The sequence below is a fragment of the Marseilla massiliensis genome (assembly GCF_016899855.1).
In the GTDB taxonomy this organism is placed as follows: domain Bacteria; phylum Bacteroidota; class Bacteroidia; order Bacteroidales; family Bacteroidaceae; genus Prevotella.
Map to the genome: position 1 here is coordinate 1 of NZ_JACJJG010000086.1, position 11,065 is coordinate 11,065.

General features: G+C 51.6%; 10 protein-coding genes. 2 read left to right on the forward strand and 8 right to left on the reverse strand.

All coding sequences use genetic code 11. From position 1 onward, the window contains the following. Positions 1 to 219 (forward strand): transposase (locus H6A34_RS11460; RefSeq protein ID WP_205105536.1); only part of this gene is annotated, 219 nt, incomplete at its 5' end. A 72-nt stretch (positions 220 to 291) separates the two neighbouring features. Here H6A34_RS11460 and H6A34_RS11465 read toward each other — a convergent pair. The 8 genes from H6A34_RS11465 to H6A34_RS11500 all read right to left on the reverse strand — a co-directional run bounded on the left by H6A34_RS11465 (position 292) and on the right by H6A34_RS11500 (position 9,512). Beyond that, a complete protein-coding gene (locus H6A34_RS11465; protein WP_205105627.1) occupies positions 292 to 516 on the reverse strand; it encodes a hypothetical protein in 225 nt (74 codons plus the stop codon). 404 nt (positions 517 to 920) lie between these two features. Further along, on the reverse strand, positions 921 to 2,300 hold the full coding sequence (gene mobV, locus H6A34_RS11470; protein ID WP_205105628.1) for a MobV family relaxase: 1,380 nt from the start codon (positions 2,298 to 2,300) through the stop codon (positions 921 to 923). A gap of 204 nt (positions 2,301 to 2,504) precedes the next feature. Then, positions 2,505 to 3,572 carry a DUF6371 domain-containing protein gene (locus H6A34_RS11475; RefSeq protein ID WP_205105629.1) on the reverse strand — a complete coding sequence of 356 codons (1,068 nt, stop codon included), beginning with the start codon at positions 3,570 to 3,572 and terminating at the stop codon, positions 2,505 to 2,507. A 135-nt stretch (positions 3,573 to 3,707) separates the two neighbouring features. After that, positions 3,708 to 5,126, reverse strand: coding sequence for a DUF3987 domain-containing protein (locus H6A34_RS11480; RefSeq protein WP_205105630.1), 1,419 nt, complete (start codon positions 5,124 to 5,126; stop codon positions 3,708 to 3,710). Then, the gene (locus H6A34_RS11485; RefSeq protein ID WP_205105631.1) at positions 5,119 to 5,472 is read right to left on the reverse strand and encodes a helix-turn-helix domain-containing protein; all 354 of its coding nucleotides are present in this window, start codon (positions 5,470 to 5,472) and stop codon (positions 5,119 to 5,121) included. Before H6A34_RS11485 ends, H6A34_RS11480 begins: the two co-directional genes overlap by 8 nt. Before the next feature lie 213 nt (positions 5,473 to 5,685). Beyond that, positions 5,686 to 6,813, reverse strand: coding sequence for a DUF6043 family protein (locus H6A34_RS11490; protein WP_205105632.1), 1,128 nt, complete (start codon positions 6,811 to 6,813; stop codon positions 5,686 to 5,688). A 48-nt stretch (positions 6,814 to 6,861) separates the two neighbouring features. Next, positions 6,862 to 8,193, reverse strand: a complete 1,332-nt coding sequence (locus H6A34_RS11495; protein WP_205105633.1) for a site-specific integrase — start codon at positions 8,191 to 8,193, stop codon at positions 6,862 to 6,864. A gap of 20 nt (positions 8,194 to 8,213) precedes the next feature. Then, complete coding sequence (locus H6A34_RS11500) at positions 8,214 to 9,512, reverse strand: site-specific integrase (RefSeq protein ID WP_205105634.1); 1,299 nt, start codon at positions 9,510 to 9,512, stop codon at positions 8,214 to 8,216. Between the two features lie 290 nt (positions 9,513 to 9,802). On the opposite strand from H6A34_RS11500, the gene H6A34_RS11505 reads away from it, so the two are divergent. Then, the coding region (locus H6A34_RS11505) for a lipocalin family protein (protein WP_205105635.1) at positions 9,803 to 11,065 on the forward strand (1,263 nt) is incomplete at its 3' end.

Here is an 11,065-nt window from a genome sequence, read left to right on the forward strand (position 1 = left end):
CTCATGGACCTGCACGACAAAATCCTGCTGCGGAAAAGGGCGCTCATTGAAACCGTCAACGACGAACTCAAAAACGTCTGCTACATTGAACATACCAGGCACCGCAGCATTGACGGTTTTGCTTCCAACCTGGTTGCAGGGCTTATCGCATACAACCTGCTTCCTAAGAAACCGTCACTCAATATTGACATCATTGATAAAAGCAGGCTTATTGCATAAGATTATTATACCGAACTCACGTTAAAAATATCTCATTCCCACAACTTTTTCAATCGTTTTCTTATACCGAACTCACGTAATATTACATATTTTTATAATCGCATCTTCTATAGAATCGGATATACGGCATGAGCCATTGGCATATCCTTCAAGCAAAACTACATTACTGGCATCCTTTGCAATGGCACTTATATCGGCTATATCAAAAGAAATTAGAGGTGAACCAACATTAAAAATATCAGTAGTTTCCGTTAGGACTGTTTCCATTGATGGTGCTATGAAAAATTGAGACTTCATTTTTATCTTTTTTAATGGAACTGCATTGTAACTAACACAGTTTCAGTTCAACAATCAATGTTTGCGGAGCACCCAAGTTCTCTCATCATTGATAGAATAGAAAAGTTTCTTGTTGGTTGTTCCGAGAAATTCTTTACCTGAGCCCATTAAGTCGTAAAAAAACTCCAGTATTAGATGAGCCATAGTAGCGAACCACCCATGTGCGGCCTTGATTGGTTGAATATTGATTTTCTTATTGTCTTTGGGTGAAATACAAAGCATTTCTTTCCCATGATTAATCATAATTGGCATAATGTTGAGATATAAATGTTGTTTTGTCATTATTGACACTGCAAAAGTATTATGGTGACTATGCCATATCGTTGCAGAGCTATCAAAAATTTTAAAGAATCCTATATTTAGGGCTATCTACTTCGTTTAAAGTTGTTTTTCCGTTCGCCCCACGGAAGGTCAGACGATGAGCCGCCAGAACCAGTACCGACATGAACCTCTGCCTGTCCACCGACAGCAAGGGTGAATGCAGCGCCTAACAGTTCGGCCTGCTTCCCGCTTACCTGTTCCTGCGGCTCGAACACGGCATTGACAAACTCCTCGTCCGTAATCTGGCCGTTAAAATGCTTTTGGGCTACATCATAGTCTATCTGAAACTTGGTGTCCTCAAAAAGCTCCTCTCCGACCCGTGTCCAGATGTGGAGCGACGGATTTCGGTAGTTGGACACGTTGATGCGCACAAGTTCGGCACCGGATGAAAGGCTATAACGCTGAGGGTTTGCCATCCGGTCGAGGCGGTCTATCTGTTTCCGCTGCCTGTCTATGACGGCATCTTTCTCTTCTGACTGTCGATCGGCGGTTTCCGCCCTGCGGATGGCTGCGTCTATCTCTTTCTGGTAGCCGTTCCGCAGCTTTTCGATTCCTGATTTATGCTGTTCCTGCAACCGGGCCTTTTCTACCTGAAGAGCCTTAATCTGTTTATTGAGTTCGGCAATCAGCCCGTCCTTGTTCGCGAGTTCCTTCTTTGCCTTGGCAAGGTCTCCCTTTCCGAACCATGCGAGGATGGTGTTCCTGCCTTCCTGTGCCTTCTCCACATCGGCCTGCAACTTGGTTATATCCTCTTCATATTGGATTACCTGCTGCCTGTAATATTCCGAGTTCGCCTGATGCTTGGCGGTGGAACCGACAATCCCACGCTGCAACCCGAACGGTTTCATGGCCGCTGCGTAACTGTTCTGGTATTCATGAAGCTTGGTGCGCCGCATCACATCATCCGCTGACAAACGGGGACCGGATTTCGTTTCATATTTCTTCTCGCCCTCCCGCTTCCTGCGGATACGCTCACCGGTTACAATAGGAACAACAGTGGCGTGCAGGTGGGGAGTCTTCTCGTCCATGTGCAGTACGCACGATACAAGGTTGTCTTCACCGAATGTATCCCTTAGCCATTTGAGATTGGCATCGATCCAACTGTTCAGCCTACCGTCATTGGCAATCTTCATCATCTGTTCATGTGTCCCGGTCAGGATAATACGGATGGCTTTTGTCTGGTTCTTGCCGACCTTGCGGCGCAGCCCGGCCGTGTCGATGCGGTGCTGTACCGCCTCGGTACGGTTGGACACTCCTTCAGGGAACCTGACCAGTTCACGGTTGAGATGTGTCCGGTCCGCATTGGCATTGACCGGCACATAAATTTTTCCCTTGGCATCCTTTCTTTCTATATGGCATGACATTCCACTGTCATTACCGCTGCCACGCTGCAGGTGGCAGACAGCGTATTGTGTATTGCTCATATCTGTTCGTTTTATGGTTGTCATTTCTGTTGTAAAATCCCGTTTTATTGCCGGAGGCATATACTGGAATCCGAAGGGGTGCCCCTCGGCTTATGGGCTTTTTGACTGCCGGACGCGAAGCGGAGGCGGTGAAAATGCCCTAATAAGCTACGGGATTTTACAACCCCTTTCCCTTGGGACAGCAAGCTGTCCGATACCTTTCCGTCATTCCGCTCTCCCTGCATCCACCAATTCGAGCCCGAAAGCGTCGATGAGGGACCGCAATACGGGATGGCGTTCTATCATCTGTTGAAGGATCATCTGCGGCGTGTCCTCCATCAGCAGGAAGTCGGCGATGTCCAATCCGGCTTCACGCTGCACACCGGTCGCAATCTTCTCCAGCAGGTCGGAACATGTAGCACGCCTGCAAAAGGATTCCAGCATCGGCAGCCGTCGCCTCCATTCTTCCGTCGCCTTAAGGTCGGGGAAGAGGACAACCTCCCGACCGTGCAATACCTGCATGGCTCCGCTGTTGAAGCACCCGTGCATCCCTCCGGTGGCAAGCCAAACGAAGTCGGGGATGAAATGGGCGGCGACAAGCGCCGTCTTCTCGCTCTCGACAATGGCTACAGGTTTGTCGGACACGGCGGCGGAGGTGTCCGACAGCAGGTGCTCGCCGAACAGGCACTGCTTCATCCTGAAATCCGGTACTTTCCTTACCGAATGTACCCAGTTTACCTGGTTGAAGGGTTCCTTGATCCGGTGTCCCGTTTCAGCGTCATAACCCATGATCTTGCCCGCACGCACATTGCCGTCCCGGTCTGTCTGCCAGAATACGGCCGCCCCGTTCCACATCCTTGATGTGCCTACCCTGTAGAGACGGAACAACCTGTCCGTATCCTCCTTGCCGGCCACCTTGGTGAAGTAGCAGTATAAGGGGTTGATGTCGTACCTGCGCATGGACTGCTCCACCCAATCGGAGGGAAGAAAGGATATCCGTGGCTCCTGTTCGGGCACCGGTTTCGCTGCCGGTCTTGCAGCCGTCGGTGTGCGGCTGTTTCTCTCCTGCTCACTCAACCTCTCCTTGACAGCCGGATTGTCCCGGAAGTATTCCTTCGGAGTATAGTGGTAGCCGCAACTGTTGATATGGTCACAGATACCCACGTTGTCAGGGAAGGAAATCTCTCCCGCCTCGTCGATATAACGGGTAAAGCAGGACTTCCTGCCGCACTCCGGACAGGCGGTCTTGCTGCCCGGACGGTATTTCTGTAGATGGAATCTGTATTCGGTCATGATGCTCTTTTTTGTGGATTCTTGCAAATGAAAACCTCCATTTGCAGTTTGCAGTTCTTGCAGTCTTGCAGGAATTCTATTTTTCCGGTACTCCGAGACTGCAAAACTGCAAAGACTGCAGGCTGCAACAAGGGGTCATCCGTTGCAGTTTCTGGTTGGCGGTTCATTGTCATTTTCATTAGATTTTGCAGATTTATCATATATGACTTTCTCGTAATGCCCGGCCTTGGCCTTACGCAGCAGCCCGCTCCTGCACAGTTCCTTGAGGTAGTTCATCACCGTGCGCTCGCTGACATTCTGCTGTTCCTTGCCTGTGGCGATGGCCGTCTTCGTGTCGAACGTGTCCGGCAGCAATGACAGCAGTACCTTGGGCGGTTCCTCGCACATGTCCTCTGCCACGGATGAACGGATGCGGTGGTACGAGTCCTCGAAATAACCGTTCAGCCGAACAGCGGCTTTTACCGATACCATATCCACAGACTGCAGATGGCTCTCGCCGGAAGCATACCGCAGCACCTGCATGAGCAGGGCCAGCCGTGCCACCTGCGCCGGATGCTTCATCTCACGGCTGTCCACCTCGGCATCGTCCTCTATCCGGTTGATGCGTTCCACTTTCCTGTTCCACCATGAGAAGAAGTACTCTTTTGCCTCCTTGTCCATGGACAGCACATGGGATATCCTTTCTTCCTCTCCCGTGTCATAGTCCAGGGCGAGTACCTTGCCAAGTATCTGCTCCCAACGTGCCGCCGCCAGAGATGCCCTGTCCTCCCCGCCATCATCCCAATCAGTCCATTTTGACATTTTCCTGGACTTGGGCAGCACGAACAGGAGGCGGTCAAGCAGTCCGTTATCCTCGAATCCTTTCGTGAGCAGTTCATGAACACGCTTGGTCTGCGTGGTTCCGACGATATTGATGCACGGCTGTTCTATGTGGACAGGTATCGTACTGCTCACCCTTGTCACGTCCAAAGCCCCGCCGCTCCATGCCGTGAGCAACTGCTCTATGAGCTGTCCGTTGGTATAGCGGTTGGCGGAGTTGAACATCCCCATAATCTCATCCACGAGGATGACCACGCTACGGGGATTGTTGCTGTGCGTCAGCAGGAGCGATTCGGGGGTGAAGTCGGACACGACGGTACGCCGCAGCACGGGCTTCTTCCCATTTTCCCCGGCAGCTTTCCATGCCTCCAGTTCCGCCTCATACGCCTTGAACAGGACATAGTCGTGCTTCCGTATGGGGCGGTATGCCGCCTCCAGCGGCGGTGTCTTGCCCAGTCCCGGCCTGCCCACGAGGATGATATAGAGGGCGGCATTGCTCTGCCATTCGCCTTTGATGCGGATACGGTAGGTGCCGCCCAATGCCGCAGATACAGCCGAAATCATGGCAGTCGCTATGAACTCTGTCTTGTAGTTCTCGTACCGGGCCATGTCAAGGATGACGGATTGAACCGTCTGCGGGAACACTTCCAGAGGGAAGCCGGTGTTTTCGGTATGTTCCGCCTCCATGCGGATCATGTTGCACAGTTCAAGTCGGGTGTGTGTCATGTCAGCCATTTCTCTTCTTGCAATAGGATGTCACACTCTCGGATTTCCCTCCCGTCTGCACACGCCGGACATCCGACCTGGCATACATGTTCTTGTTGCCCACCTTGACAGGCACGAGGTAGCCCCGCTTCGCCCACAGGTTGAGCGTGCCCTCGCATACGTTCAACAACTCACGGACTTGTTTCGTATTGAGCCATGTCTCTTCCGCCTCACGCTTCATGGCGGCGTCCCTTTCCTCCTGTTGTGCTATGATGGTGCGCTGCACGATGGATTCGGCAAACATCTTAAGGTCGGCGGGCGTGACTTCCAGTTTCACGTTCGCGCCCTGTTCGACCAGACTTTCTATGGTGATCATAAATATCAGTTTTGAAGTTTGTGATGACCATCTTCAAAAGTTCCCTGATGCCCCGCTTCCGATGGCTTATAAAAGAGAAGCACCGCCGACCTTAGGAAAAGGTTGACGGTGCAAAAGTATATGGGAATTGAAACGGATTGATATATAATGCCTTGTCTTAAATTGTCATGACAATTCAAGTCTGCATGACCATGTAAAACGGCTCATTTTGCCTTATCCGGCGGCCGTTTCCGCTTCATCATCAGAGATGATTTTCTTGATTTCTGCCGCCAGTGTCCGGTGCAGTTCCCGGTTCTCGTCGCTTTCGATGAGCGGGGCGGACTGGTCCCTGCCGTCTTTGATTACGTGCTTTGCCGTCTTCAGGAAGCCGACCGCCTGCCGTATGGCGCTCTCGCTTTTCAGCGAGGGCAGGTCGGGGAACTGCAGTGCCATCCCCACGCTGTACTCCTTCGCGGCGTGCATCCCGGCCACCAGCCCCAGTTCTTTCAGCACATAGAACGGCAGTGCCTGGTGGACCGCGCTCGTGTTTATGGAAACGAAACGGCGGATGCATTGCAGGACTTCCTCCCTGTTTCCGCACTTGAGATAATCCGCAAGTGGCCGCTCCTGTATCTTCTTCTTTCCGGCCGTCCGCTGCGCCTGCGGCACCGTACCGCTGCCGGACTCCGTTGCTGCCGGGCTGCCTTCGGTATCACTGCCTCCCAGCCCGTCCTTTAAGGACTGCAAAGCCCATTCGCCGATGCTGCCTTTCTCGATGGCGTCTTTCATGGCGAAATGTTTGTCCCAGTCCTCCTGCGTTCGGAAACCGTTCTTTATGGACACTTCAATAATCTGTTTGACGACAATGGAGCAGCCCATCCTTTCGGCGTTCCCTGCCTTGGGATGTCCCGCCTGCCTGCTGACCATGTCAACCATCGCCTCGAAACTTTTGCCGTAGTACAGCCAGCTCAGCACGAGAGGGGCGGACAGGGTTACGTGGTGTTTTCTCACGCTCTGTCTGAAAATGTATCTCATCCTGCCCCAGAATGTGGTTGGAAGTGAAGCGGCATCTTCTTCCCTCTGTTTCCTGTACAGCTCCACGATCTGCCCCGGCACCGCGTTCTTCTTGAAATGGAGGCCTATGTTCCTGAAGCCGTCCGTGCTGTCGTCACACCATGACTGTTGCCATTCCCGCCTGATTCCGGGCAGCTGTTTGAAGATGGCGCGGCAGACGGCAAGGTACTGCATCTCGTTCCCGCCCGCCATCATTTTCGCGAAGCGGCGGTATTCCTCCCTGTGTGCGTCTTTCCACTGGAGGATATCCGCCTTGAACTGTTCGTATGTCTGTTTCTGCCCGTCCATATTCGTAGGATTTTTGGGGTATAAGATAATAAAAGAGGAATATGACAATCAGTCTAAAAGGCTCACCAGCTCCTTCTTCATCTCGTCGTCAATCTTGCGGTACCGTGCGAAGGCCCGGCTCCCTTCCGAATGTCCCGACATGGAGGCTATCAGGTTCGGGTCCTTGACCTGTCGGTACAGGTTGCCGATGAATGTCTTGCGTGCGGTATGTGTGCTCGCCACCTCGTATAAGGGTTTTGCCACGTCCACCCTTGTCTTCGGGTCGAGGACTATGACCGTACGGTCGATGCCCACATACTTGAGAATCTCCTTTATCTTCTTGTTGTAGCCGAAGTGCGAGAACCGGGGGAGCAGGGCGTTCTCCAGATCCTTGTAGCGTTCCAGTATGTCCCGTGCTTTTTGGTTGAGCGGCACGCGCACAGTATTGGCATGTTCCATCTTCGTCTTCTGCGGGATGTACTCCACGAAGCCGTCCACGATGTTCGCCTTGGTCAGCCTGTTCAGGTCGCTGACACGGCACCCTATCAGGCACTGGAACATGAAGATGTCACGGTAGACCGGATAGGTTGCCCCCATGCCGCTCAGGTCGGCATAGTACACCTTGTCCCGCTCTTCGAGCGTCAGGTAGAACGGGTCGCCGTACATCGGCCGGGCAATCTGGTACTGGTCAAAGGGATTGTTCCTTGTCAGCCTGCGCTTGACGCACCACTTGATGACGGTGCGGATGCGGTAGAGGGAGCCCGACATGCTGTTCTCGGAACGCTTCTGTCCGACGTTGCGGCGTACCTCATTCCGGTAGAATACGGGGTATATGTCCACATACCTGTGTTCCTCCTGCATCCACAGCTTGAAGTCCCTGATGTCGTCCGCCGTGACGGTGTCGATGCACAGGTGGAAGCCTCTCTGGTGCAGTACCTCGTGGCGGAAACGCTCATAGCGCAGCACCTTGTTGAGATTGTCGAGGTGGTGTTTCCGGCTTTCATCCGCAAGCGGTGTTTCCTCGACGTATTTCCGTATCTGGTACGAGAGCAGGTACTCGTCGGCCCTGTTGCCGCCCCTCGCGTTGATGCCGGGATGGTGGTATTCCTCTATCAGCCCCTTGAGCCAGCTGCCGTCCACTCCCCGGTGGTACTCTTTCGTGATGAGGTGGGTGATCTGCTGCACGTCCTTGTCGAAGTTCATCTTCTTCTCCTCCGACACCAGAGCCACGCGGGGCTTGTAGCCCTGCCGTTCCGGGCTCCAGTGGTTGGGGTTGATGGACAGTTCGCTCACGGCCTTGATGTCCACGCCGCCGATGTCCCGGACACGGAAATAGACCCGTGCCTGGTCTGTTATGTTGTTCTTGGCGGCGGTCTTTCGGATGAATGCGGTCACTTTCATATATATGTCCTCCTTTCTGTCTAATCTATCATGTCCACAAGCCTGCGCTTCATGTCATCGTCTATCGTGCGGTAGCGGTTGAACGCCCTGCTGCCCTCCACGTGTCCCGACATGGAGGCTATCAGGTTTGGGTCGGGTACCTGCCGGTATAGGTTACCCACGAAGGTCTTGCGTGCCGTATGGCTGGTGGCCACCTCGTACAGTGGCTTCTGTACGGTGTTGTAGCCGTGCGTGTCGAGGATGGTCACTGTCCTGTCTATGCCGCAGTGCTTCAGCAGCTCCCGTATGCCGAGGTTGTAGGTATGTATCTGCTTGAACGGGAACAGTCTGTCGGCATTGCCATCGTAGCGTTCCAGTATCTTCAGTGCCTTCTCGTGCAGCGGTACCCTGACGGTCTTCGCCTGGCATTTCTTCGTCTTCTGCGGCATGTATTCCAGGAAGCCGTCCTTGATGTTGGCTCTCGTGAGCCTGTAAAGGTCCCCCACTCGGCAGCCGACATAGCAGTGGAACACGAAGATGTCCCGTATGACGGCCAGTTTCGGACTGTCGCTCAGGTCCGCGTCATACAGGATGTTCCTCTCTTCCGAAGTGAGGAAGAACGGGTCGCCGTAGGTAGGCTCCTTGCAGCCGTAGAGGGCATAGACCTCGTTGTCGGAATACTTCATCTTCTTGCACCAGTGCAGGAAGGTGCAGAACAGGTTCATGGTGTTGATGACGGTAGTGCCGGAAAGCGGTCTCGGCCTGTGGTTGATGAGCGTGCGGGGTGCATAGAAGCCGGGGTGTTCCTGCCGCAGCCTGTACTCGTTCACGACATAATCCCTGAAACCGTTCATCTGCTCCAGCGTGACGGTCTCCACGAAGAGGGTGAAGTCCGTCTCGCCCAATATCACCCGCCGGTAGTCATGGTAGCGCGACATCCTGCGCTCGAAGCGTATGATGTGCTCCTTGGTCCTTTCCGCCCCGTCGAACTTCTCCAGATACTCATGGACACGGGCGAGCAGGTTCGGGTGGTTCCGCTCGAAGGCGCGGGCCGGGTACAGCACATCCTCGATGACCTGCCTCATCCACCTGCCGTCCGCCTTGTCCGAGAAGGTCTTCTCCGCCCGCTCGATGATGGCGGCGATCTGTCCGGGCAGGCGTTTCTGCTCGGCGGCAGGGACAGCTGTCGTGCGCCTGTAACTGAGGGTGTCGGAATCCCAATACCTGTCCTGTACCTCAAGGGGAGAGGCCACCTTTATGTCCACGCTCTTCTCCCTGACCCGGAAACAGATGTTCGAGGTCTCGGGGGAGCATTTTTTCAGATAGACGGAAACTTTCATCGGCATCGCTTTTTGATTCACATCGCAAAGGTAAACAAATTCCCGTATATGTTCCCGTATATCCCGAAGAAACCTGCAACGGATTAAGACAAATTAAAAAGTCGTTCCCGAATCTGATACCGCATAAAATGCAGTATATCAATGATTATATTTGCAGATGTTTAGCTCTTTTTTTCATTTTGGCCTTTATTCGACTTCCCGAATATCATATATTGCAGTTCCACGCTTTGCAGTTTATTGTGAGCCTTTTTTGGGGGACTGAAGAGGGCTAAAATGTAAAATTCAACATTATGAATAAGTATTTATCTTTATTGTGCCTTCCTGCGATGCTGATATTTATGTTTGCGTCTTGTTCGGATGATGATGACGACGGAGCAGGCGACGGCGAAGGCGGCGGACATGAAGTGGAGGTCGTTTATGAGAATCTTGTAGGTGAATGGATTTGCTATTATCAGCATTGGGAGGAAGGCGAGGACCATCAAAGTGAGTCTTATTATAACGATGACAACCTCGCTATAACATTTAACGAAGATAGATCTGGATTCTTGAAAAGCGAAAGCGCTTATGATGAACTCTTAGAAACAGGGCGGAGTGAATATTTTACTTACACTCTTTCAGGAAACATCATAAATCGCAATCAAGATGATGTGCCGTGGATTATAATGTCATTGAAGGAAAACGAACTTACCCTTAAAAGGCAAGACGGTGACTATATAATTACGGCCAAGTTCACCAGAAGGAAAAGTCTTGCAGGTAAAGTGTCGCATTTGTCGTTCCTTACAGATTACGATGATTCGTACGATTATCATTCCTATTGGTTCTTTTACGATTTCAAAGGCGAGCTGAACGCTATTGGTTTTGGCTTGGGTGCTTTCGATGAAGACGACAACCTGACTTTTGAACCGCAACAGAATGGGGTGAGGTACATTAATTGGTACAATAAAGGCGACAGGCTTAAGCTGATAGACCACAAGGACGACGGCCATTATGCGGAGGTGTTCTTCAATAATACATCTATTGCAAGGGCTGAATATGACAACAATGGTTATTTGGTTGAGATATCGAATAACTATGATAAAGGTACGTTTACATATTCAGGTGGCAATATGTCTTCATTCAATATGTCGGATACGGAGCTCAAATATGAGTATTCAAAAGAAAAAAACGACGAAAGTATAGACCTTAATTATTTTATAGATTACTTCCTTCCATCCAACGGAACCGAATATGGTTGCGTTAATTATCTGGAATTAGGGCTTGCAGGAAAGAGGTCGGCGAATCTTATTTCGAGAATTAATACTCCTGAATTTGTGGATTATTATTTCACGTATTCATATGAAAAGGATTCTGACGGAAGGATATCAAGCATAACAAGGAATTGTATAAATAGGTATGATAACAACCTGTTGAATACTTGCACGATAAGTTGGAAAAGCCACGCGACTTTGACCCTTTTGGCCAAGCAGGATTGTCCCACCTTTGGCTACAATATGATTGCCCCTTTAAAGTCCTGGTGTTGGGGGTCAATTTTATTTTACCCTTTTAAAATTTCC

Coding starts and splice junctions, on each gene's coding strand:
- H6A34_RS11465 (WP_205105627.1), bottom strand. CDS start 516: ATGAAGTCTCAATTTTTCATAGCACCATCAATGGAAACAGTCCTAACG.
- mobV (WP_205105628.1), bottom strand. CDS start 2,300: ATGAGCAATACACAATACGCTGTCTGCCACCTGCAGCGTGGCAGCGGT.
- H6A34_RS11475 (WP_205105629.1), bottom strand. CDS start 3,572: ATGACCGAATACAGATTCCATCTACAGAAATACCGTCCGGGCAGCAAG.
- H6A34_RS11480 (WP_205105630.1), bottom strand. CDS start 5,126: ATGGCTGACATGACACACACCCGACTTGAACTGTGCAACATGATCCGC.
- H6A34_RS11485 (WP_205105631.1), bottom strand. CDS start 5,472: ATGATCACCATAGAAAGTCTGGTCGAACAGGGCGCGAACGTGAAACTG.
- H6A34_RS11490 (WP_205105632.1), bottom strand. CDS start 6,813: ATGGACGGGCAGAAACAGACATACGAACAGTTCAAGGCGGATATCCTC.
- H6A34_RS11495 (WP_205105633.1), bottom strand. CDS start 8,193: ATGAAAGTGACCGCATTCATCCGAAAGACCGCCGCCAAGAACAACATA.
- H6A34_RS11500 (WP_205105634.1), bottom strand. CDS start 9,512: ATGAAAGTTTCCGTCTATCTGAAAAAATGCTCCCCCGAGACCTCGAAC.